Annotated in this window: 19 protein-coding genes; 14 read left to right on the top strand and 5 right to left on the bottom strand. The window is 67.6% G+C overall.

Going from position 1 to position 23,762, the window contains the following annotated elements; all coding sequences use genetic code 11:
• Window positions 1-10: 10 nt before the first annotated feature.
• Complete coding sequence (locus ACNYS0_RS35340; protein ID WP_422479620.1) at window positions 11-1,021, bottom strand: TetR/AcrR family transcriptional regulator; 1,011 nt, start codon at window positions 1,019-1,021, stop codon at window positions 11-13.
• Between the two features lie 215 nt (window positions 1,022-1,236).
• Here ACNYS0_RS35340 and ACNYS0_RS35335 point away from each other — a divergent pair, with 215 nt between their 5' ends.
• The 6 genes from ACNYS0_RS35335 to ACNYS0_RS35310 all read left to right on the top strand — a co-directional run bounded on the left by ACNYS0_RS35335 (window position 1,237) and on the right by ACNYS0_RS35310 (window position 7,983).
• The gene (locus ACNYS0_RS35335; protein WP_422479618.1) at window positions 1,237-2,127 is read left to right on the top strand and encodes a transketolase; all 891 of its coding nucleotides are present in this window, start codon (window positions 1,237-1,239) and stop codon (window positions 2,125-2,127) included.
• A complete protein-coding gene (locus ACNYS0_RS35330; RefSeq protein WP_422479616.1) occupies window positions 2,127-3,116 on the top strand; it encodes a transketolase family protein in 990 nt (329 codons plus the stop codon). Before ACNYS0_RS35335 ends, ACNYS0_RS35330 begins: the two co-directional genes overlap by 1 nt.
• Complete coding sequence (locus tag ACNYS0_RS35325; RefSeq protein ID WP_422479614.1) at window positions 3,113-4,618, top strand: FGGY family carbohydrate kinase; 1,506 nt, start codon at window positions 3,113-3,115, stop codon at window positions 4,616-4,618. The genes ACNYS0_RS35330 and ACNYS0_RS35325 overlap by 4 nt, the downstream gene beginning before the upstream one ends.
• A 273-nt stretch (window positions 4,619-4,891) precedes the next feature.
• A complete protein-coding gene (locus ACNYS0_RS35320) occupies window positions 4,892-5,665 on the top strand; it encodes an SDR family oxidoreductase (protein ID WP_422479612.1) in 774 nt (257 codons plus the stop codon).
• A gap of 110 nt (window positions 5,666-5,775) precedes the next feature.
• Complete coding sequence (locus ACNYS0_RS35315) at window positions 5,776-7,119, top strand: MFS transporter (RefSeq protein ID WP_422479610.1); 1,344 nt, start codon at window positions 5,776-5,778, stop codon at window positions 7,117-7,119.
• A 45-nt stretch (window positions 7,120-7,164) separates the two neighbouring features.
• Window positions 7,165-7,983, top strand: a complete 819-nt coding sequence (locus ACNYS0_RS35310) for a glucose 1-dehydrogenase (RefSeq protein ID WP_422479608.1) — start codon at window positions 7,165-7,167, stop codon at window positions 7,981-7,983.
• A gap of 75 nt (window positions 7,984-8,058) precedes the next feature.
• On the opposite strand, the gene ACNYS0_RS35305 is transcribed toward ACNYS0_RS35310, so the two are convergent.
• The 3 genes from ACNYS0_RS35305 to iolD form a co-directional block, all read right to left on the bottom strand.
• Complete coding sequence (locus ACNYS0_RS35305) at window positions 8,059-9,015, bottom strand: sugar-binding transcriptional regulator (RefSeq protein WP_422479606.1); 957 nt, start codon at window positions 9,013-9,015, stop codon at window positions 8,059-8,061.
• Window positions 9,016-9,199: 184 nt separating this feature from the next.
• Window positions 9,200-10,555, bottom strand: a complete 1,356-nt coding sequence (locus ACNYS0_RS35300) for an NAD-dependent succinate-semialdehyde dehydrogenase (RefSeq protein ID WP_422479604.1) — start codon at window positions 10,553-10,555, stop codon at window positions 9,200-9,202.
• A 112-nt stretch (window positions 10,556-10,667) separates the two neighbouring features.
• The gene (gene iolD / locus ACNYS0_RS35295; RefSeq protein WP_422479602.1) at window positions 10,668-12,686 is read right to left on the bottom strand and encodes a 3D-(3,5/4)-trihydroxycyclohexane-1,2-dione acylhydrolase (decyclizing); all 2,019 of its coding nucleotides are present in this window, start codon (window positions 12,684-12,686) and stop codon (window positions 10,668-10,670) included.
• 194 nt (window positions 12,687-12,880) lie between these two features.
• Here iolD and ACNYS0_RS35290 point away from each other — a divergent pair, with 194 nt between their 5' ends.
• From ACNYS0_RS35290 to ACNYS0_RS35275, 4 genes are all read left to right on the top strand, one after another.
• Entirely contained in the window at window positions 12,881-14,374 is a 1,494-nt protein-coding gene (locus tag ACNYS0_RS35290; protein WP_422479600.1) for an APC family permease, read from the top strand.
• Between the two features lie 75 nt (window positions 14,375-14,449).
• On the top strand, window positions 14,450-15,190 hold the full coding sequence (locus ACNYS0_RS35285) for a glucose 1-dehydrogenase (protein ID WP_422479598.1): 741 nt from the start codon (window positions 14,450-14,452) through the stop codon (window positions 15,188-15,190).
• A gap of 15 nt (window positions 15,191-15,205) precedes the next feature.
• Window positions 15,206-16,216, top strand: coding sequence for an inositol 2-dehydrogenase (iolG, locus tag ACNYS0_RS35280; RefSeq protein ID WP_422479596.1), 1,011 nt, complete (start codon window positions 15,206-15,208; stop codon window positions 16,214-16,216).
• A complete protein-coding gene (locus tag ACNYS0_RS35275) occupies window positions 16,161-16,973 on the top strand; it encodes an SDR family oxidoreductase (RefSeq protein ID WP_422479594.1) in 813 nt (270 codons plus the stop codon). The genes iolG and ACNYS0_RS35275 overlap by 56 nt, the downstream gene beginning before the upstream one ends.
• A gap of 65 nt (window positions 16,974-17,038) precedes the next feature.
• Here the strand turns inward: ACNYS0_RS35275 and ACNYS0_RS35270 are convergent, their stop codons facing one another.
• A complete protein-coding gene (locus ACNYS0_RS35270; RefSeq protein WP_422479592.1) occupies window positions 17,039-18,184 on the bottom strand; it encodes a Gfo/Idh/MocA family protein in 1,146 nt (381 codons plus the stop codon).
• 201 nt (window positions 18,185-18,385) lie between these two features.
• Between ACNYS0_RS35270 and ACNYS0_RS35265 the strand changes: the two genes are divergently transcribed.
• From ACNYS0_RS35265 to ACNYS0_RS35250, 4 genes are all read left to right on the top strand, one after another.
• Window positions 18,386-19,150: an SDR family NAD(P)-dependent oxidoreductase gene (locus tag ACNYS0_RS35265; RefSeq protein ID WP_422479590.1), complete on the top strand. Its 765-nt coding sequence runs from the start codon at window positions 18,386-18,388 to the stop codon at window positions 19,148-19,150.
• Window positions 19,151-19,223: 73 nt separating this feature from the next.
• Window positions 19,224-20,984 (top strand): IlvD/Edd family dehydratase, encoded by a 1,761-nt coding sequence (locus ACNYS0_RS35260; RefSeq protein ID WP_422479588.1) that lies wholly within the window; start codon window positions 19,224-19,226, stop codon window positions 20,982-20,984.
• Between the two features lie 9 nt (window positions 20,985-20,993).
• Window positions 20,994-22,025, top strand: coding sequence for a D-2-hydroxyacid dehydrogenase (locus tag ACNYS0_RS35255; RefSeq protein WP_422479586.1), 1,032 nt, complete (start codon window positions 20,994-20,996; stop codon window positions 22,023-22,025).
• A gap of 242 nt (window positions 22,026-22,267) precedes the next feature.
• A complete protein-coding gene (locus ACNYS0_RS35250) occupies window positions 22,268-23,638 on the top strand; it encodes an APC family permease (RefSeq protein ID WP_422479584.1) in 1,371 nt (456 codons plus the stop codon).
• The last annotated feature ends 124 nt before the right edge of the window (window positions 23,639-23,762 follow it).

Raw genomic sequence — 23,762 nt, 5'->3', positions numbered from 1 at the left:
CTGAGCGCGATCAGCCGCCCGGCCCTGCAGCGGGCAGGGTATTCAGCAAAGCGTCGACAGCCCGGACAGCCGACTCGACGATGCCGCCCAGCGAGCCGGGGTCTCCCTCCCAACCGCTCCACGAACGGACGCCGTCGAGCAGCGTGACCGCCATGGCGACCACGCGCGAGGTGTCCCCTCCGTACCCCAGGTCGCTCACCACACCGAGGTACAGATCTTGATACAGGGACACCAAGTGCGCGACCTCGTCGCGCGTCCTCGGTGGCAACATCCGGCTGAACCGGTCCGTAGCGAGGAGCAGGTCGAACATGTCGTTCTCGACCGTCTCCAGTTGATTGCGGACGTGGTGCCGCACCAGCGCCGCGAGGAAGGCACGCGGATCCTCGACCTCGCGCACAGCCCTGACCACGGAGCCGGCCCATCGGGTGTAGTGCCAGCGCAGCGCCAGCGCCACCAACTCATCGCGGCCACCAGGGAAATGGCTGTACAGACTCGGCGCCTTCACCAGCAGGCGCTTGCCTATACCGCGCATGGTCACGGACGCGTAGCCGGACGTCGTGGCGATCCCGAGGAACGCGTCGAGGATCTGACGCCGCCCCTCCGTCAGCCCGCTCCAGTCGAACGAGGCGACCTGCGCCTCCAGCCGCTCGAGCGCGTCGAAACGCCGCGTCCCACCCCCCGTCAGCTGAGACCGCCGCGTTCGACCACCTCCGCCACGGCCAACTCCCCGCTCTTGCCCTCGACTCTCCGCGGCCGGCGCGACACACGTCCCACCTCGGCCACGAGTCACCACCACGCCCGCGGCGGCGAGCTTTACGTACGCCGCCGCCACCGTGTTCCGGTTGACGCCGAGTTCAACCGCCAGAGCCCTGATCGGTGGCAGCGCACTGCCGGGGACCAGTCGACCGTCATTCACCTGCACCGAGACGGACTCGACGATCTCGGCGGCACTCTTGCCTCGAATACCGTGCGCCACCCGGGCGTCCCCGCTTGATGGAGCCTCACCCCGCTCTTTTGTCATAGGTCAAAGATAGCCGCACCCGGATCAGGCCCCAGACAAACTCTCCACCACCCCCAGATCCGCCCCGCATGGCGACTCACCAACAGACCCCATCGACGTTGCGACCGACCTCACGCTCGCGGCAGCGCCGTACAGAGACGTTCGTCACTTGACGCAGGAGCACCCACCGGCTTCACTTCTGGTGAATCGCCACGCAAGACTGAATGGATATTCACATGGTTCTCATGCCAGTCCCCGAGGCCACCAAGCGGCTCGCGGACATCAAACGCGCGCTCCGGCAGGCGGCACCCGAAGAGCGTGCCGCGCGGCTGCGGGAGCTGGCGTACTCGATCCGCCGCGCCGACCTCGCGATGATCGCGAAGGCCGGTCAGGGGCACATCGGCGGCGACTACTCGGCCGCCGACATCGTCACCACGCTGTACTACGCCGTCCTCGACGTGCGCCCCGAGGACCCGCAGTGGGCCGAGCGGGACCGCTTCGTGCTCAGCAAGGGGCACGCGGCCGGAATCCTGTACTCGACGCTCGCGCACGCCGGGTTCTTCGCCGAGTCCGAACTGGACACGTTCATGGAGCCGATGTCCGCGCTGAACGGGCACCCGAACCGGCGCAAGGTCCCGGGTGTGGAGACCAACACCGGGCCGCTGGGTCACGGTTTCCCCGTGGCCGTGGGCACCGCCATCGCCGCCAAGCTGGACGGCTCATCGCGCCGCACCTTCGTCCTGACCGGCGACGGCGAACTGCAGGAAGGCAGCAACTGGGAGGCGGCCATGAACGCCTCGCAGCAGCGGCTCGGCCGACTCACCGTCATCGTCGACCGCAATCGCTTCCAGCAGGGCGCGGCGACCGAGGAAACCTCCGGCCTCGACCCGCTGGACGCCAAGTGGGCCGCGTTTGGCTTCGAGGTGCGTACCGTCGACGGCCACGACCACGAGGCGCTGTACCAGGCCCTGAGCGAGGAGCGGGCCATCGACGACCGGCCGCTCTGTCTGATCGCCGACACGCTGAAGGGCAAGGGCGTGTCTTTCATCGAAGACCGGGTGGAGTGGCACCACAAGGTCCCCACCGCCGAGCAGACCGCTGCCGCCCTCGAGGAGCTGAACGCCTGATGACCGCCGTGACCGAATCCCCCCAGAGTGCCGCCACGAGCACCGAACTCCACGACTGCCGCAAGGTGTTCGCCGAGACCCTCATCGAGCTCGCCAGGAGCGACGAGCGCACCGTCGCGGTGTGCAACGACTCCGTCGGCTCCTCCAATCTCAAGGGTTTCCAGGAGCGCTTCCCCGAGCGCCTGGTCAACGTGGGCATCGCCGAGCAGCTGATGGTGGGCGCCGGCGCCGGCCTCGCCAACGGCGGACGTATCCCCTACGTGTGCGCCGCCGCGCCTTTCCTCACCGGCCGCGCCACCGAGCAGATCAAGGCCGACGTCGCATACTCGCGTACGAACGTGAAGCTGTGCGCCATGAGCCCCGGTTTCGCCTACGGGCAGCTCGGCCCCACGCACCACGGTGTCGAGGACTTCGCCTGGATGCGCACCCTGCCCGAGCTCGTCGTCCTCAACCCGGCCGACCCCGCCGAAACGCGCGAGGCGCTGCTGTGGGCCCACCAGTACGACGGCCCGGTGTACCTCCGCGTCGGCCGCACCAAGGTTCCCGCGCTGACCCCGCACATCCCGTTTGAGATGGGCAGGGCGGCCCGCCTGCGTGAGGGATCGGACGTGACGCTGATCGGCAGCGGCACCACCGTGTCCGCCGCGCTGGAGGCGGCCGGAAAGCTGGCGGTGGACGGCATCGAGGCGCGGGTGCTGAACTTCTCCACCGTCAAGCCGATCGACGAGCAGGCGGTCCTCGCCGCGGCCTCGGAGACCGGGAAGATCGTCACCATCGAGGAGGCCAACGTCGCCGGTGGAATGGGCAGTGCCATCGCCGAGTTCCTCGCCGAGCGCGGCCCGGTACCGATGAAGCTGCTCGGTGTGCGCGACGAGTTCACGCCGACCGGCAGTGCCGGCTTCCTGGCGCAGTACTTCGGCATCGACGCGGAGTCCATCACCCGCGCCGCGCGTGAGCTGACGGGCGCGGGGCAGGGAGCGGCCGCATGAGTGCGGCAGGCGGTGCTCTGCTCGCACTCGACCAGGGCACCAGCGGCACGAAGGGGCTGCTGATCACGGAGGACGGGCGGGTGCTCGGCACCGCGCACCGGCCCATGACGCAGCAGTACCCGCAGCCGGGCTGGGTCGAACAGGACCCTGCGGTGCTGTGGCGCAGTGTCACCGGGGTCGCCGGTGAGCTCGCCGGGCAGGCCTCGGCGGCGGGCGTGCGGATCGCCGGTCTCGGGCTGAGTGTGCAGCGCGAGGCCGTGCTCGCCTGGGAGCCGGTCTCGGGGACGCCGCTGTCGCCGCTGGTCAGCTGGCAGGACCGGCGCACCGCCGAGCGCTGCGCCAAGATCGCCGCCGCGCCCGAGGGCGAATGGGTCACCGCCCGGAGCGGCCTGCCCGTCGACCCGATGTTCTCCGCCACGAAGGCCGAGTGGCTGCTCGACCGGATCGATCCGGAGCGGGAGCGGGCAATGGCCGGTCGGCTGCGTGTCGGCACGCTCGACGCGTGGCTGCTGCACCGCCTCACCAATGGCGCCAGCGATGTCACGGAGACCGGCTGCGCCTCCCGCACCCAGCTGCTGCGGCTCGACGAGGCCGCGTGGGACGAAGAGTTGCTCGACCTGTTCCGAGTGCCGCTCGCCGCGCTGCCGCGCGTCGTCGCGTCCGACAGCGCCGGTGACGAGCTCGGCTGCACAAAGGACGTGCCGGGTCTGGCCGACGGCCTGCCCATCGGCGCGGTCCTCGGGGATTCGCACGCGGCCCTGTTCGCGCAGAGCCTGGGACAACCAGGCGTCGTCAAGGCCACGTACGGCACCGGTTCTTCGCTCATGGTGCTGAATCCGGACGGATGTCCCCCGGCCGGTGGTGTGGCGGCCACGCTGGCGTGGCGCAGGCGCCACGAGGACAGAGCAGCCCAGGCGTTGGAGGCCAACATCGCCTCGGCCGGCACAGCCATCCGCTGGGCTGCTCAGCTGCTGGGCACCGACTCGTCCGGCATCGCGGCCCTGGCCGTCGATGCCCGCGCGGACAACGACGTGTATCTGGTGCCCGCGTTCTCCGGGCTCGGCGCTCCGTACTGGGACCGCTCGGCGCGAGCGGTGCTGATCGGCATGGGGTTCGACTCCGGGGCCGCCGAGGTGGCCGCGGCGGCGGTCGACTCGATGGCGTTCCAAGTGGCCGACACGCTCTCCCGGTTCGACGCCGTACTCGGCACACCGGCCGCCGAGCTGTGTGCGGACGGTGGGCCCACTGGCAACGGGCGCCTGATGACGTTGCAGGCCGACCTCATCGGCCGCCCCGTCGTCTCCGCGGGCCGCCCCGAGGTGTCCGCCTTGGGCGCCGCCTACCTGGCCGGCACCGCCCTGGGTGTCTGGGACGACGCCGACCTGGGCGAACTGGCGCCGAACGGCACGCGGTTCACCCCGCAACAGGACGACGCCTGGCGCAACCGGCGCATGGCCGGCTGGCACGACGCCGTCGGGTGTGCCCTCGGACGGCGCCCGTAGAGACATCCGCTTCGGACCGACCCCGATCAAGGCACTCCCGCCGCAGCGACACACCCCCCGAACCACCCCTCTCAACAACGGAGTTGGAGGCCTCATGCCGCCGAACCCCCTGAGCGCCCGCGCGGCGCACGGGTCGGCCCGGTCGTCAGCAGGACGGCAGGCCAGGCAGGACGCGCCCCTCGCGCGACCACGGGCTCCGCTCCCCCACCCGCCCGGAACCCCTGCCTCCCCGACCTTCCGTATCTCCCCCGACGACCGAATGCGAGCCGCATCATGACGTTCACCCCCGCGTCCTTCTCTCTGCAGGACAAGCCCGCTTTCATCACCGGTGCCGGCAGCGGCATCGGCCAGGCCATCGCCCTCGGTTTCGCCGCCAGCGGCGCCGACGTCGCCTGCTTCGACCGCAACGCGGAAGCCGCGCAGGCCACCGCGGACAAGATCACGGCACTGGGCCGCAAGGCGATCGCGCTCAGCGGCGACGTCACCGACCCGGAGTCACTGCGTGCGGCGGTCACCGCAGCGGTGGAGGCGCTCGGACCGATCCGTACGGCAGTGAACTCCGCCGGGGTCGCGGGCGCGACCGCGGCCGAGGACATGTCGCCCGAGGATTTCCGCCGTGTCGTCGACATCAATCTCACCGGCGCCTTCCTCAGCGCTCAGGCCGAGGCCCGGGTCATGCTGGAGCACGGAGGCGGCTCGATCGTCAACATCGCCTCCATGTCCGGCACGATCGCCAACCGCGGTCTGCTGCAGGCGCATTACAACGCCTCCAAGGCCGGCGTGATGCACCTGACCAAGAGCTTGGCCACCGAGTGGGCCGACCGTGGCATCCGGGTCAACTCCATCAGCCCCGGCAACACGCTGACCCCCATGAACGAGCGCCCCGAGGTCGCCGAGAACCTCAAGGTGTTCGCGGCCGAGACCCCGATGGGCAGGATCGCGAACGTTCAGGAGATGGTCGGCCCCGCCGTCTTCCTGGCCTCCGACGCCGCCTCGTACATCACAGGCTCTGACCTGCTCGTCGACGGCGGCTACGTCTGCTGGTGACTCTGGCCCGTCGACCGACTCCCCTGCCCCGGGGCCGCAGTGTGCGGAGCCGGGGCGGGCCCTCAACTCCCCTTCATGCCTCCTCTCTTCCCCGAGCCCGAGGACTGCCCATGTCCGTTCCGCATGCACGCTCCGGCGCCGACAGCACGCACTGGACCACCCGCATCGGCATGCCCCGCCCGCTGCTGTGGGGCTACGTCGGCCTGCTGATCTTCATGATCGGCGACGGCGTCGAGTCCAACTACCTCTCGCCCTTCCTGGCCGACCGCGGATTCACCACCGGCCAGGCCGCCTCCGTCATCACCGCGTACGGCATCGCCGCCACGATCGCCGCCTGGTTCTCCGGCACTCTGTCGGCCCTGTGGGGACCGAAGAAGGTGATGATGCTCGGCGCCGCCATCTGGATATCCCTCCAGATCGTCTTCCTGGCCGTCGCCCTGCCCACCGACAACTACACGGTGGTCCTGCTCAGTTACGCCGTCCGCGGTTTCGGCTACCCCCTGTTCGCCTTCTCCTTCCTGATCTGGGTCATCGCCATCGCGCCGGTGACGCGGGTCTCCACCGCCATCGGCTGGTTCTGGTTCGGGTTCACCGGCGGGCTCCCCACCTTCGGTTCCCTGGTCGCCAGCGGATCGATCCCGCTGGTCGGTGAGTACGGCACGCTGTGGGTCGCGCTCTGCCTGGTGATCCTCGGAGCCGTGATCTGCACGGTCGGCCTGCAGGAGAGCACCGGCAAGAAGCCGATGGTGGAGAACGCCACCTTCGGCCGTCAGATGCTGGCCGGCGTCGAGATCTTCTGGAAGTCGCCCAAGGTGGCGATGGCGGGTGTCGTCCGTGTCATCAACACCGCGCCGCAGTACGGATTCTTCGTCTTCCTCCCGACGTTCTTCACCGCCACCATCGGTCTCAGCCTCAGCCAGTACCTCCTGATGGTCACGCTGATGTACGCGGCCAATCTGCCCGCCGGCCTGATCTTCGGCGCCATCGGTGACCGCTTCGGCTGGCGTCGGACCGTCATGTGGCTCGGCTGCGTGGCCGGCATCGCCACGACGCTGCTGCTGTACTACGGCCCCATGACCGTCAAGGACAACTTCTGGGTGGCCACCGCCTGCGCCATGGTGTGGGGCTTCATGCTGTCGGGCTTCACCCCGCTGCCCGCGCTGCTGCTCTCGATGGGACGCCCGGAGGATCGGGGCAGTGCCTTCGCCGCGTACAGCCTCTGCGCCGGTATGGCAGCCTTCGTCGGCCCGGCCCTCGTTGCCGTCTTCCAGCCGCTCATCGGGGAACAGGGCCTGGTGTGGCTGTTCGCTCTGCTCTACCTGGCCGCCGCGGTGATGGCCCACTTCCTTAAGAGCCCGGAAGACCCCCAGTACCGCGACGCTGCCACTGCCGGCACCACCGCCGTCGCGGACCAGATCCCGCCGCGGGCGGACAGCGCCGCCGGCGTCGCCTGACGTTGCCCCAAGCACCCACCCAACAAGGAAGTTGGAGACCCTGCCATGACCGAATCCATGACGGCTGATGCCGTGCCGCAGCAGCGGCGTTACCAAGGCAGGACGGTGGTCGTCACCGGTGCCGCACGTGGCATCGGCCGGGGCATCGCCGCGCGGTTCGCCGGCGAAGGCGCCCACGTCGTCCTTGCCGACCTGGACCCGGCGGTCCACGAGGCGGCCGAAGAGATCACCCACGGCGGCGGCAGCGCACTCGCTGTCCCCGCCGACGTCACCGTCCCCGCAGAGGTGGCAGCGCTGTACGGACGCGCGGAGTCGGAGTTCGGCGGCGTCCACGTCTCCGTACAGAACGCGGGAGTCATCAGCATCCACCGTCTGCCCGAACTCACCGAAGGCGACTGGGATCGTGTGATGGCGGTCAACACCAAGGGCGTCTTCCTGTGCGCCCAGGCCGCAGCAGCGGTCATGCGCCGGAACAAGATACGCGGCCGTATACTCAACGCCGCCTCCGGCCAGGCCCGCCAGGGGTTCGTGTACACCCCGCACTACGCGGCGTCAAAATTCGGCGTCATGGGCGTCACCCAGAGCCTCGCCAAGGAGCTGGCTCCCGAGGGCATCACGGTCAACGCCTACGCTCCGGGCATCGTCGGCAGCGACATGTGGGACTACAACGACCGCGTCTGGGGTGAGTTGCTCGGTGACTACGGTCCCGGTGAGCTGATGAAGGAGTGGGTTGCGGGCATCCCCATGGGGCGCGCCGGGACAGCCGACGACATCGCGAACGTCCTGCTCTTCCTCGCCAGTGACGCGGCGGAGTACGTCACCGGCCAGACGCTCAACATCGACGGCGGCATGTTCATGAGCTGACCGCACCAGCACCACCCGCCGGGCCGCGGCCTCCGAGAGCGCTCCTGCCACGAGCGCCTCGGAGGCCGCAGTCGATCAGTCGGACATCAACGCCGCAGCCGTGTCCTGGTCCGTCACGAGCACGTCGATCAGCCCGCCCGATACAGCCTCCCGGATCGCGTTGTGCTTGCGGCTGCCGCCCGCGACACCGATCGTGCGACGCGCGGAGGCGAGCTGCTCGCGCGTGATACCGACGACCCGCGCGTCGAGGTCCGACTCGATCGGTCGGCCCTGCTCACCGTAGAACCGCAGGCACACGTCCCCCACCGAGCCCAGCTTCTCCAGGGCGTCCCGCTCCTCATCCGAGAAGGCGTTGCCACTGCGGACCAGCGTGCTGGACGGAGTGATCTCACCGATGCCCACCAGGGCGACGTCCAGGTCGTCCAGCTCCCCCAGAGCGGCCGACACATACGGATCCGCGCGCAGCGCCGACGCGCTCTCCACCGAACCGGCCACACCCGGCGCCTGCAGATAGATGGCCTCGCCGTTGACCAGCTGCGCCAGCTGACCGGTCATCCGCGAGGCATGCCCCTCCGCGGCGGGATCGCCGATGCCCCCCACCGCCTGCACGATGCGCACCCCCTTCAGACCGGCGACGGGCTGCATCGCCTGCACCGTCGCCAGGAGGCTTGCGCTCCACGAAGAGATCCCCACGGTGAACTGTGACCGCAGCATGGTCTGCAGGTAGTACGCGGCAGCCGCCCCGAGGTCGCCGAGCAGCGTGCGCTCGTCGTCCGGTGCGGTCTCAACGACCAGCGCGAGCTTCAGCCCGTACCGCTCCTGCAGACCGTCCTCCAGCTCGGGATGCGTTCCGGAAGGCGGCGTCACGGTGATCCGTACGATCCCGCGCTCCTGTGCCTTCTTCAGCAGCCGCGACACCTTGGCCTGCGACAGGTCGAGTCGCGCGGCGATCTCCGGCTGCCGCACGCCCTGCAGGTGGTACAGCCGCGCCACATGGGTCATCAGCCGCAGCTCTTCGCCGATGATGGCCACGGGGCACCTCTTCCGTCGTTCGTGTATCTCCTCGTTCCGCCCCGGCACGCGCCCATGCGCAGCTCCGCAGCCCTGCATAGATATTCGCACAAACAGAGATCGTGGCGCCTGGCCCCATCCCTACGGTGAGTGCGCAGGGAGGCCCGGTCGACGGTCCCGGGCCTCCCCAGGGGAGTACGGGCTGCTACTTCGCGAAGCGGTAGAGCTTCTTGTTGGCGAACTCGAGCATGCCGACCTTGCCCATCTCGCGGCCGTAGCCCGACTTCTTGACACCGCCGAAGGGCACGTCCGGGCCTCCGAGGAGGCCCGCGTTGACGAATACCATGCCGACGTCGAGCTGGTCACCGACGCGCTCGGCGCGCTCCAGGTCATCGCAGATCACAACCGAGCTGAGGCCGTAGGGCGAGGAGTTGGCGAGCTCGATGGCCTCCTCATCGCTGGAGACGCGGTAGAGCTGCGCCACCGGGCCGAACAGCTCCTCGCCGTAGACGTCCATGTCCGGCGTGATGTCGCCGATGACACTGGGCGTGTAGACGTTGCCCCTGGGCTGGTTGTCACCGACGAGGAGCGTGGCACCCTGCTCAAGGGCGCCCTGCACCTGGCCCGTCAGTGTCTTGGTCGCGGAGTCGGACGACAGCGGTCCGTAATCGCCGTTCTCGTACGACTGGGCACCCATCGCGGCGGTGAACTTCGCCGCGAACTCGTCGAAGTGCCGGTCGATGACCACGATGCGCTTGGAGCCGATGCAGCTCTGCCCGGTGTTGTCCATACGGCTCGCGACCGCATGCTTGACCGCGCTGTCCACGTCAGCCGTGTCGAGCACCAGGAACACGTCGGACCCGCCGAGCTCGAGCACGCACTTCTTCAGCGCACGACCGGCCTGCTCGGCGACGATCGCACCGGCACGTTCGGAGCCGGTGAGTGACACTCCCTGCACGCGATCGTCGGCGATGATGTCGGCGACCTGCTGATGAGTCGAGAACACATTGACGTACGCGCCCTCGGGGAAGCCGGCGTCGCGGAACAGCTGCTGCAGCGCGAGTGCGGACTCCGGGCACTGAGCGGCGTGGCGCAGGACCACCGTGTTGCCAAGGATCAGATTCGGCACCGCGAATCGCACGACCTGGTAGTACGGGTAGTTCCACGGCATGACCCCGAGGATCACTCCGGTCCCCTGGTAGCGGAAGAAGCTGCGCAGGCCGTCGGCGACCTCGAGCGGCTCGTCGGCGAGCCACCTTTCGGCGTTGTCGGCGAAGGCAGCAGTGATCTTGGCTGCGAACTGGACTTCGCCGATCCCCTGCGGGATCGGCTTGCCCATCTCGCGGTTGATGATCTTCGCGAGCTCGTCCTGGCGCTCGCTGAAGAGCTCGGAGAGGCGCCGCGCGAGAGCGGCGCGCTCGCGCACCGTGGTTCGGCGGGACCACGTTTGGTACACGTCGTGGGTGGCGACGAGGGCGGCCTCGATCTCCTCCGCGGTCGCCGTGGGGTATTCGGCGGCGATCTCGCCCGTGGACGGGTCGGTGACGGCGAATGTGCTCATCGGTCTTCCTCCTTGCCTTCTTGGCTCATGGGAGATGGTGTGCCGGAAGAAACGGCTGTCCCGCGACGGAAGGCCGCGGGACAGCCGAGGTGTGTGTGCGCCGGGATTCCGGTCAGACCCCGCGGCCGGGAGCGATCGTCGGGCCGTAGTAGCGCTGGCGCTCACGAGCCTCGCGATGCTTCGTGCCGCCTTCCACGGTCTCGGGGCGCTCCGACGTCATCGCGGCGCCGACGTCCCAGAAGGCGCCGTTGCCCGTGAGGTACCGCCACGGCTCCACGTGGGCCACCACGACGGCGGGACGGTTCTCGACCTCGCGGGCTTCCTCGAGGGCCGACTTGAACTCCTCGATCGTGTTGGTCGACCAGGAGACCGCGCCGAAGCTGGCCGCGTTCGCGGCGATGTCGACGGGCACGACGGCTCCGTCGAGACGTCCGGTCTCGGCGCTCCGCTCACGCAGCTGAGTGCCGAACTCATGGCCGCCCTTGGCGACCTGCAGCGGCCAGATGCACTGGTGCCCGCTGTTGTCGATGATCACGACGGTGATCTTCTGGTGCTCCTGAACTGCGGTGATGAGCTCGGTCGGCTGCATGTAGTACGTCCCGTCGCCGATCAGGACGAAGACATCACCCGGCGCGTCCGGCGTGGCCAGCCGATAGCCGAGACCGGCCGGCAGCTCGTGCCCCATGCAGGAGTTGGCGTACTCGGAGAGGACCTTGGTGCCGTTCGAGGTGTCCCACGCCTTGTGGACGCCCCCGACCACACCTCCGGAACCGAGCACGAGGGCGTCGTCGGCGCCCGTGTGCTTGTTGAGCACGTCGATCACCTGTGCCTGGCTCATGTTCTCGCCAGGGATGTACTCCAGGTCCTGCTCGAGCACATCGGCCGTGGCCTGGCGCGCGGCAGCGATCTCGTCGCGGTAGCCCGCGACACTCTGGTACGCGGCGGCGGTCAGGCCCTCGTGCAGTGCGGTGAGCGAAAGCTTCGCGTCACCGACCACGGGATAGGAGCCCATCTTGTGCGCGTCGAAAGAGCTGACGTTGAAGTGCACCAGCTGGACGTCAGGGTTCTCGAACAGGGAGTGCGATGCGGTGATGAAGTCCTGCAGCCGGGAGCCGACACTGATCACGCAGTCGGCCCGCCCCGCGATCCGGTTGGCCCCGATCGTGCCGTCGACGCCGAGCCCGCCGAGGCCGAGCTCCGAGTTCGGTCCCATTCCCTTTCCGGCGTAGGTCTCCACAACGGGAATACCGAAATCGGCGCTGAGCCTGGCGAGTTCATCGGCCGCGTCCGAGTAGCGCACGCCGCCGCCGGCGATGAAGACCGGTCGCTGCGCGCGGCGGATGATCTCGATCGCGTCCCGAATCTCCTCCTGCGCCGCCGGCCGGCGGCGGATGGGCCAGACGCGCGGGGTGAAGAACTCCTCGGGGAAGTCGTAGGCCTCACCTTGGATGTCCTGCGGCAGGCAGACCACGACCGCTCCGGTATCGACCGGGTCGGTCAGGACCCGCAACGCCTCGGGCAGGGTCACCAGCAGCTGAGAGGGCGTGGTGATGCGGTCGAAGTACCGGCTCACGGGCCGGAAGGCGTCGTTGGCCGACACATCACGCTCCACCGGGTGCTCAATCTGCTGGAGCACCGGGTCGCCCTTGCGATTGTTGATGATGTCGGCAGGGAACAGCAGGACCGGCAGGCGATTCGTGGTCGCGGTCGAGGCACCACTGATCATGTTGGTCGAGCCGGGGCCGGCGGATGCGGTGCAGGCAAGGGTCGCGGCCCGGTTGGTCGCCTTGGCGTACCCGATGGCCGCGTGCACCATCGACTGCTCGTTCTTACCGGCGATGTGCGGGAAATCGACGCCGTACTCGTCAATGCCCTGGGCCACGCCGACCGAATTGCCGTGACCGAAGATTCCGTACATCCCCGGGATCAGGCGACGGCGCTCGCCATCGAGTTCGCTGTACTGAACCTGCAGATACTCAACGATCGCCTGCGCAACGGTGCGCCGACGCACGCTCTTGCTGGGGGCGTCGGCTGCAGTGTCGACGGCCGCGGTGGTAGTCATGCCTTCTCCTCGTTCCGTGGTCAAACGCCGGCGTGATCGGCCGAGGCGTTCGAGGAGCCAGCGTTCCACCGCCCAAAGGGGCAGGACTGTGCCACTTTGGCACGACACCACGGAGCGTCTCGGCGGGCGTCGCACGGGGACACACCACCGGACACCAATCTGACCAAGCCCTGCTCGCGACATGTCTCATAACGAGACACCTGGAGGGCCGGACGTGGTGCGATTCTCAGTGCGCCGGCGAACGGGCCAGGAACGGAGTCTGTATGACTGAGCGTCCCAGCACTCAGAGCGACGCACCACACACGTCGGGCCCCGGCGACACGCAGCCGCAGCGTATTCAGGGGCGCCTCGGTGTCGGGAGCGTCGTATTCGCCGTGCTTGCTTGGGCGGCCCCGCTGCTTGTCATCGTGGGCGTGCTGCCGTCCATGACCGGCTTTGCGGGTGTGGGTGTCGTTCCGGCCCTGCTCGTCACGATGATGATCGTGCTCGTGTTCTCCGTCGGCTACAACGCGCTGACCCGCTACGTCGACCGGCCCGGCGCCTTCTACGCCTACATCACCGCGGGCATGGGCAGGAATCTGGGCCTCGGAGGCGCCTTCGTCGCGTTGTTCACCTACTCACTGTTGCTGCTGTCCACCTGGGCCGCGTTCGGCTTCTATGCCAGGCACTTCTTCGTCGAAGACCTGGGTGTCCCGTCACTTCCCTGGTACCTCTTCGCGTTGGCCGGGGTGGCGCTCGCCGGCGTTTCGGCATACGGAAACGTGGAATTCTCCGCGAAGACCCTGGCCGTCGCACTCAGCATCGAGATCCTCCTCGTGCTGATCGTGAACCTGCGCATCTTCTTCGACGGAGGGCCCGATGGCGTATCGACCGAGCTGTTCACCTCCGACGGCGTGACGACCGGCGGGTTCGGACTGGCGGTGCTGTTCGCCTTCCTCTGTTTCGGAGGCTTCGAGTCGTCGGCGATCTATCGCGAGGAGGTCAAGGATCCGGTCAACACCATCACCCGAGCCACCTACGTCGCGGTGCTCGTCATCGGCGCCTTCTACATCCTGGCAGCGATCGCCATGGTCACCGGCCTCGGCTCCAGGGGCATCGCGGAGGCGCAGCAGGGGGCCGAGGTGTCGACGATGTTCAGTGACCTTGCCAAGCAGTACGTGGGGGCGGTCATGCCGAGCCTGGTCGACGGCCTGGTCATCATCTCCACGTACGCGACACTGCTCGCCCAGCACAACGCGGTGGCACGCTATCTGTACTCCTTCGGCCGGGATGGTGTCTTCTCCACCTCACTCGGCACGGCGCATCCGAAGCATCATTCGCCGTACCGGGCGTCCTTCTTCGTGACAGGGATGGAAATCATCGCGGTGCTCGTCATCGCGGCCGTCACCGCCTTCGAGGCAGTCGGCTCCGATGCCTTCACTGTCTACATCCGTGCCAACGGCATCGGCGCCGTCGGCATCGTGGTGCTGCTCTGGCTCGTGAGCCTCGCGGTGATCATGTACTTCCGGCGGCATCCGGCCGACGGCCCACGAGGCGGGGCATGGCGGACACGGGCTGCGCCCATCTTGGGGCTGGTCGGTATCTCCGCGGTCTTCGTGCTCAGCGTGTCGAACCTCGACGCGCTCATTGGCGCCGGGCCGATCGTGTCCGCCGTCCTCGCGGTTCTGGTGCCGCTGGTCTTCGTCGTCGGCTGGGTCTGTGCGAGAACGCTTCGGACTCGTCGACCGGACGTCTACGCCAGGATCGGCCGGCAGTAACGGCACGGCTGACGCCCCGCAGCTCGTTGCGGACTCATCAAACAGAAGCGACCGAATTCGGCAGGGAGATTCTTGATGCGACTTGAGGACAAGGTCGTGCTCGTCAGTGGTGGTGCGAGGGGTATGGGCGTCGCCCATACCCGCGCGCTCGTCCAGGAGGGCGCCCGCGTCGTTTCGTTCGACGTGAACGATGGCGAGGGGCCCGCGCTCGTCAAGGAACTCGGAGAAGACCGGCTGCTCTTCTTGCACGGAGATGTCACCAACGCCGCGGACTGGGCTCGCGTCGTGGCGGCCGCGCAGAGTCACTTCGGAGGGCTCGATGTACTGGTGAACAACGCTGGTGTGTCACCGATTCAGCGCCTTGAGACCGTTTCCGAAGCGGACTACCGGCGTGTGATCGATATCAATCAGGTCGGCACCTTCCTCGGCATGCAGTCGGTGATCCCAGTCATGCGCGAGTCGGGCGGAGTCATCGTGAACATCTGCTCCACCGCGGGCCTCGTCGGCTTCACCGACATCTTTCCCTACGTCGCGTCGAAGTGGGCGGTGCGCGGCATGACCAAGGCCGCAGCACTCGAACTCGCCAGCTCCGGCATCCGCGTCAACGCGGTGTGTCCTGGGGACACGGACACACCGATGATCAGGGAAAACCTCGGCTCCGCCGGGGGGTCGCTGCCACCGGCCGAAACGCTCCCCTTCAAGCGCTGGGCCCGCCCCGAGGAGATCTCCGCAGCCGTTGTCTTCCTCGCGTCAAGCGAGTCCTCATACATGAGCGGCTCCGAGATCGTGGTGGACGGCGCGTTCACCGCAGAGTAGAGAGGTCGTTGCTTCATGCCACAGAAACCCCTTCGGTTCGGACTCATCGGTACCGGACGCATTGGGCAGGTGCACGCGGCGAGCATCGCCGCGAGCCCTGCGTCCGAACTGTCCTGGGTCGCAGATCCCTTGGTCGAGGGCGCGTCGGACGTGGCCGCCCGCTTCGGGGGCAAGGTCACGGACTCTCCCGCGGAACTCATAGGCTGCGGACAACTGGACGCCGTGGTCGTCGCATCGCCGACCCCCACCCATGTGGACCTGATCGAGGCATGCGTAGATGCGGGGCTCCCCGTGCTGTGCGAGAAACCGATCGACCTCGACATCGCCCGGGTCGACGCGCTGCGGCCCAAGGTGGCCTCGAGCCAGGTGCCTGTCGCGCTGGGGTTCAACCAGCGCTTCGACCCGGACTTCGCGGAGGCCCATGCCCGGGTCCGGGCCGGAGAAATCGGCGACCTGGAACAGCTCGCGATCGTCAGCCGGGACCCCGGCCCCCCGCCGGCCGCATACATCAAGGTCTCGGGCGGCATCTTTCGGGACATGACCATCCACGACTTCGACATGGCCCGCTTTTTCGTCGGTGACATCGTCGAGGTGAGCGCGACCGGAGCGCAGCTGTTCGACCCGGGCGCCCGCGAGCACGGAGATTTCGACACGGCTGTGGTGACACTGCGCGCCGCGTCCGGCGCCGTCGTCACGATCTCGAACTCAAGGCACAGCGCCATTGGTTACGACCAGCGCCTCGAAGCGTTCGGCGCGAAGGGGATGTTGGAGGTCGGCAACGCGCCCTCCAGTCTGGTGCGCCTCTCCTCCGCATCGGCGGTCGAGGCGAAGCGGCCCTACGTCGACTTCTTCCTGGAGCGGTATGCCGAGGCGTATGCGCTCGAACTGGCTGCGTTCATCGGGCTCGTGCGCGGCGAGGACTCAGCCAGTCCGACCTTCGACGATGGCCGCGCGGCCTTGCTCATCGCCGATGCGGCACAGCGATCGGCCGAGACTGGCACTGCAGTCGAACTTCAAGCGCAGTGAGGCGGGCGAGGTGACGTACCTTCCTGCCGCACGGCTGCGGGGCAAGGTTGCGCTTGTCAGCGGAGGCGCACAGGGGATGGGGCTGAGTCACGCCCGTGCCCTTGCCCGCGAGGGCGCCGACGTAGCCGTTTTCGACATCAGTGCTGGTGAATCGTCCACCCTCCCGGAGGAGTTCGGTGCAGAACACCTGCTGGTCTTGCACGGGGATGTCAGATCCGCCTCCGATTGGGAGCACGCCGTCGCGGCCACATGTGAGAAGTTCGGAAAGCTCGACACGCTCGTCAACAATGCCGGTGTCGCCGCCGCGCACCGCGTCGAGACCGTGGCCGAAGCGGACTTCCGGCGCGTGACCGATATCAATCAGGTGGGCACCTTCCTTGGCATGCGGGCAGTCCTCCGCCCGATGCGCAGAGCCGGCGGAGGGTCGATCATCAACATCTCATCGACTTCGGGCCTGGTCGGCTTCGAGGACAACTTCAGTTACGTCGCGTCGAAGTGGGCGGTGCGCGGCATGACCAAGGCCGCCGCACTCGAACTCGCGGAGGATGGGATTCGGGTGAATACGGTCTGCCCCGGGGAGACCGACACCCCTCTCCTCCGGTCCGACCCCACCGCTGTTCCGCCCGAGAGTTCACGCTTCGGCCGCTGGGCGCGCCCGGCAGAGGTTTCGGCCGCGGTGGTGTTCCTCGCTTCTGACGAGTCGTCGTATGTAAGCGGCAGCGACATCGTCGTCGATGCGACCTACACCGCCGCCTGACGAGGTGCACAGAAGGAAGGGCCGGAGACTCCGTGGGTCTCCGGCCCTTCCGGCTATTGGGGTGTCTACGCCTGCGTCGTGGTGGCTCCGTCGACGGCGGGGACGTCGACCCACTTGCCGGAGTCAGCGCTACGCAGGGACACATCCACCAGCTCGGAGGCCGACCAGCCGTCGGCCGCCGACGGTGCGAGCTGCTTGCCCTCGGCCACCGAGCGCAGGAACAGCGCCGCCTCGATCGTCTTGAGGTCGTTGAACCCGATGCCGGGCCCGGCATTCGGCTGGAAGCGTCCGAAGTCTCCGAACGATGTGCCGGTCATGATCGTTCGGTAGCCACTGCCGTTGTCGGCCACCTCGAGCTGGTTCATGCGGTCGAAGTTCCACCGCAGCGAACCCTCGGTGCCGTAGACCTCGATGATGTACTCGGCGTGCGGGCCGACGGCGACACGTGTCGACTCCAGGATGCCGATGGCGCCTCCATCGAAGCGGGCGAGAATCGCGGCGTAATCCTCGTTCTCGACCTCCCGATTCCCCCCTCCGGGCAATGGACGCTTCGGGATGAAGCGCTCGGTGACCGCGTTGACCGAGGTGATCGGAGCCACGAGGTACTGCGCCAGGTCGAAGCCGTGACTCAGAACGTCACCGAGCACCCCCGAGCCGGCCTGGGCCTGCTCGTACCGCCAGGTGAAGGCCTGGTTGGGATCGGACGCGTAACTGGTGATCATGCGGAGCTGCAGGTTGGTGATGCGACCGAGCTCACCGGAGCGGATCAGTCGGCGCGCCTCGGCGACCGCCGGAGCGTGACGGTAATTGAATCCGACCGCCGTGAAGAGTCCCGCCGCGGCCGCGCCCTCCGCGATCTCCCGGGACTCACGGGCACTGCGGCCCATGGGCTTTTCGATCCAGAAGTGCTTGCCCGCCTCGATGGTCGCCAGCGCGATCTCGTGGTGCAGGAAGTTGGGCGAGCAGATGGACACGACGTCCACGTCCGGATGCGCGAGAAGTTCGCGGTAGTCGGTCGTCGTCTCGCGGAACCCGAGCGCTTCCGTTGCGTGGGCGCGTCCGTTCGGATCCGGGTCTGCGGCGATCACAAGTTCGGCCCCCTTAGGCAGTTCGGGGAAGAACTGCTGCGCCTGGAGGTAGGAGCGCGCGTGCAGCCGCCCCATCACTCCGACGGAGATGAGACCGACTCCGACCCGGTTTTGACTCTTCACAGCGACTCCTTCGGCTGACACAGGTCTCGTGAACGTTCCAACTGGCGCTCCCGGGCAGGCGTTCTTGGGGGCGTCGTGCACGTCAGCCTAGGAACGTCGACCTGGGAAGTGGTGTGTCAATCTGGAACACCAGGGGCTCTCGCCGCGCTGCTGTACTGACTCACATCGGTCCTGCTGAGTCACGAGGGAGTTCCGGCGGCCATGAGCGAACCACTGCACCACATCGTGCCCGAGAACATGCGCGTGCTGATCACGGGTGCCACCTCCGGCGTCGGCGAGGCCACGGCGAAACTCTTCGCCGCGCGCGGGGCCACCGTGGCCCTGCTGGGCCGGCGTGCCAACGAGCTGAGCCGTGTGGCCGACGATATCGGCGACCGTGCCCATACATTCCACGCCGATGTCTCCGACTCCGCCTCGGCAACCAGTGCGGTGCGCGCAACGATCCAGGAGCTCGGAGGGCTCGACGTGGCGGTCAACGCCGCGGGCGTCGCCAGAGCCTCGCTGCTCGAGGACCTGGACGACGGGGCATGGCGCGAGGTGATCGAGACCAACCTGTCGGGCACGTTCTACGTTTCCCGCGAGGCAGGGCTGCACATGCGGGCTGCGGGTCAGGGCGCGATCGTGAACGTCGCCTCCGACATGGCCACCATGGGGGCTGCCGGACTGGCGCACTACAGCGCCGCGAAGGCCGGTGTTGTCGGCCTCAGCCGCGCTCTCGCGATCGAACTCGCGCCAACCGTGCGTGTCAACGTCGTGAGTCCAGGCCCGATCGACACCCCCATGCTGCGTGGCGGGCTCGACGCGAGCAACCTCGATGCGTCGCTGCGCGAGAAGGAGGCCACCGTCCCGCTCCGCCGTCTCGCACATCCCGAGGAGATCGCACGGGCCGTCTGGTTCCTGGCCGTCGGAAGCACCTTCGCGACGGGCACCAACATGGCCGTCGACGGCGGCACCACCGCAGCCTGACCTACCCCTCGCAGTCGGCCCGCCTCCCCGCGACCCCATCCGCACCACGCCCTGTTCAAGGAGCGCCACACACATGTCCGACCCGAACACCAGTAATCTCCGCAGCGCGCGGTGGTTCGGCCCGCACGACCTCACGGGATTCATCCACCGAACCGCGATCCAGGCCGAAGGCTTCTCGAAGTTCGCCATCAAGGACCGGCCGGTCGTCGGCATCGCGAACTCGTGGTCGGAGCTGGTGAACTGCAACATCCACTTCAAGCTGCTGGCCGATGCCGTCAAGCGCGGCGTACTGATGGCAGGTGGCTTGCCGCTCGAGTTCCCCACCATCTCGCTCGGCGAGAGCCTGATGAAGCCGTCAGCCATGCAGTTCCGCAACCTCATGGCCATGGACGTCGAGGAGTCGATCCGGGCCTACCCGCTCGACGCGATCGTGCTGCTCGGTGGGTGCGACAAGACAGTTCCCGCACAACTCATGGGTGCGGCAAGCGCCGACGTTCCGACGATCATGCTCACCGGTGGTCCTCAGGAGCCTGCCTACTTCCGCGGTCGTCAGCTCGGCGTCGGCACCGACACCTGGAAGTACGCCGACGAGCTCCGCGCGGGCACCATCACGCAGGACGACTTCAACGAGCTTGAGGCGAGTGCGAAGCCCACCGCCGGACACTGCAGCGAGATGGGCACGGCCTCGACCATGACCTCGCTCGTGGAGGCGCTCGGCATGTGTCTGCCGGGAACCGCCTCGATCCCCGCCGTGGACTCTCGCAGGGCTTCGGCGGCCGAGGCCACTGGTCGGCGCGCGGTCGAGATGGCACTCTCGCAAGGGCCCAGGCCCAGCGAGGTACTCACCGAGGACGCCTTCGACAATGCGATAGCCCTGCTCATGGCTGTCGGCGGTTCGACCAACGCGGTCGTGCACCTCCTCGCTCTGGCGCGGCGGGTCGGCTACGAGTTGCGGTTGGACCGCTTCCACGAGATCTCGCAGCGCACCCCCCGGATCGTGAATGTGCGCCCGTCGGGCGAACACCTCATCAAGCAACTCTTCAACGCCGGCGGCGTCTCTGCCGTGCTGAAGGAGCTCGATCCCCTGCTGCACAGTGACGCAATCACCGTCACGGGGAAGACGCTGGCCGACGGCTACCGCGAGGCCGCCGAGCCGGACGGTGATGTCATCAGCAAGCTCGACGAACCCTTCGACGCCTCGGGCGGCATCGCGGTCGTGCGCGGGTCGTTGGCTCCCAACGGTGCGGTCATCAAGCGGAGTGCCGCGTCGCCCGAGCTGCTGAAGCATCGCGGCCCGGCCGTCGTTTTCGAGGACATCTACGACCTCGGGCGTCGGATCGACGACCCTGACCTTGCCATCACCGAGGACTCCGTGCTGGTGCTGCGCAACAGCGGGCCCGCGGGTGCGCCCGGCATGCCGGAGTGGGGGATGCTGCCGATCCCCGAACGGCTTCTTCGCCGGGGCATCCGTGACGTCGTGCGCATCTCGGATGCCCGCATGAGCGGCACTGCGTTCGGCACCACCGTCCTGCACGTCTCCCCCGAGGCCGCCGTCGGCGGACCGCTGGCCGCCGTGCGAGACGGTGACCCCATCGTGCTCGACGTAGAGGGTCAACGGCTCGATCTCGATATCCCGGACGAGGAGATCGAACGGCGTCTCGCAGACGTCGAACTGCCCGCTCCGAAGTACCGCCGCGGCTACGGCCGACTCTTCATCGACCATGTCACACAGGCCGACGAAGGATGCGACTTCGACTTCCTGCAGAAGCTGCCGGACGAGGAGCCGCAGCGCCTCCCGTACGGCCTGACCAGTGGATGGCAAGGCGGCTGGTAGCCGCTACCGATGAACAACATGCGGCGCCTGGAAATGAGACGCCGCACGAAGTGGGGAGAAGATATGCACCGCCCGAAGGTCATCGTCATCGTGCCTCGGGAAGGCCAAGTGCCACCGCTTGCAGCTGTGGAAGCAGAAGCGGACGTCATTGTCGTACGCACGGCAGACGAGCTGCGGGCCGCTCAGGACCACGCCGAGATCCTGTTCCTCAACGACTTCCGCAGCACGCTGCTGCGCGAAGTGGGGCCGGGACGGCTCCGCTGGATCCACACCTCCAGCATTGGCATGGATCCGCTCCTGACCGAACCGATCGTGAACAGCGATGTCGTCGCCAGCAACTCGCGCGGTGTCTGCGAGCGTCCGATCGCGGAATGGGTCCTCGGCGTGCTGGTGATGTTCGCCAAGGACCTGCGTCGCACGATCGAACTCCAGCAACAACACCGCTGGCAACACAGGGAGACCGAGCCGATCCAGGGACGCAAGGTACTCGTCGCGGGTCCCGGCCCGGTGGGGCGGGAGACTGTGCTGCTCCTTCGCGCTGCAGGAATGGATGTCACCGTCGTGGGCCGTACCGCCCGCCAGGACCCGACGCTCGGTGCCATCGCGGCCATCACGGATCTCGACGCATTGCTCCCCGAAGCGGACGACGTCGTGTTGACCCTGCCGCTCACCGAGGACACACGCGGCCTGTTCGACGCCGCCCGGCTCAATCAGATGCGTCGGGGTGCCCGGTTGGTCAACGTCGGACGGGGGGCTGTAGTGGTCGCGGAAGACCTGCTCGCCGCCGTCGACGACGGTCATCTCAATGCCGTGGCACTCGATGTCTTCGAGCAGGAACCGCTGCCGGCCGACAGTCCTTTCTGGTCGCGCAACAACATCCTCGTGTCGCCGCACGCATCGGGAGACCTCGTGGGCTGGCGCAGTCGCGTCGTGGACTGCTTCGTCGAGAACCTGCGCCGCTGGAAGGTCGGCGAACCGCTGCACGACGTCGTCGACCTGAGCAAGCTGGGGGCCACCGCACCGGCTTCGACCGGGCACTGAGTTCGCCGTACGGAAGGCTGGTTCGCCGGGGGAGGGCGAACCAGCCTTCCGCATTTCTCGGCCCACCCGTCGGAGTGTCCCACTCCGGCACAGAAAGCCAAGAGGGATCGCCAGTAGCTTCACGCTATCCCAGATCCTTCAACGAAGGGGCCCACATGGTCGGCAACGTCGAAGTAGCGACGCATATACCAGCGGCCGAGGGACTTCGGCTCCGCGGCAATATGGGAGTCGGGGAGCTCGTAATGAGCGTTCTTGCCTTTGCCTCCCCCCTGGCAACCGTGGCGGGTACCATGCCCGTGCTCCTGATGTTCAGCGGCAAGACCGCGCCCGGCATCTACATCATCACGACGGTGATGCTGCTCATCTTCTCGGCCGGCTTTGTGAAGATGAGTCGGTCGGTCGAGAACCCCGGTGGGTTCTATTCCTTCGTGACCGCCGGCCTAGGCAAGTCAGCCGGCCTCGGAGGCGCGTTCCTGGCGCTCATCGGCTACCTCTGTATCGGCTTCTTCGCACCGTCGTTCTTCGCGGTCACGCTGCAGGGGTTCGTCACGAACACCCTCAATGGGCCCGAAATTCCGTGGTATTGGTATGCGATCGCGATCACCGCCGCCACCACCTTCCTCGCCTACTGTCGTATCGACCTCTCGGCGAAGGTGCTCACGGTCGCGATGATCCTCGAAGTCGTGACCGTCGTCGCCTATGACGTCGCTTCATTCGCGACCAGCGACGAGCGCGTCGCTCACGGGATCGGGTTCTCGATGCCGTGGCTGACGGACTCCGGGGTTGGCGTGGCGCTCCTGTTCGCGATAGGAAACTTCCTCGGCTTCGAGGCCACCGTAATCTTCCGTGACGAGGTCAAGAGCCCGGATCGCACCATTCCGCGTGCGACGTACCTGGCCGTCGCCGGCATCGGCGTGTTCTATGTCGTCGCAGCGTGGGCGTACATCGCGTTCCTCGGCGCGGACCGGGCGCAGGGGGCCGCACGGGCTGACACCGTCGGGCTGTTCAACAACTCCGCGGGGCAGCTGCTCGGAACGGTCTTCACCGATGCCGTCACGGTACTCCTGCTCACGTCCGTACTCGCGACGATGCTCTCGACTCAGAACATCGCCGCCCGCTACAGCTTCTCACTCGCCCAGGACGGGGCGCTGCCGAAGACGCTCGGCCGTGTGCACCATCGTCACCGCTCGCCCTATGTCTCGGCGTTGACCATCGGCGCCGTCTGGACCGTGGCCACGGTCGTGTTCGCCGTAGCCGGTACCGCCCCTGACAGCATTTACCCGATCGCCAGCGGCAGCGGCACCTTCAGCGTGCTCCTGCTGATGTTCATCGTGAGCCTCGCGGTACTGGTCCACTTCCTTCGGCGGCGTCGCGAGAACCCCGAAGCCCTATGGAACACCGTGCTTGCTCCGGCCATCAGCATGCTGTTTCTGGGGGGCGTGACCTATCTGGCCATCATCAACTACTCCGAACTGATTGGAGGGTCGACTCTCATGACGGTGATCTTCATGGCTTTTACCTTCGCCCTGTTCATCGGCGGCATGCTCTACGCCCTCTTCCTGCGCAAGAAGCGTCCGTCGGTCTACGCGAAACTCGGGCGCGAGAGGGTCTGAAGCCCCCGAGCACCGGGGCAGAGTTCCGAATCAGGTGGCCGTCCACGTCACCGGAGAATACCCGTCGAAGGTGACGTGAAAGTGGACACGAAGTTTATTGTCCAGTCACCGACCCGAGACGTAG

Source organism: Streptomyces anthophorae (genome assembly GCF_049310305.1).
Classification (GTDB): domain Bacteria; phylum Actinomycetota; class Actinomycetes; order Streptomycetales; family Streptomycetaceae; genus Streptomyces.
The sequence above is the reverse complement of the archived record's forward strand: the minus strand, read 5'-3'. Positions and strand labels throughout refer to the sequence as shown.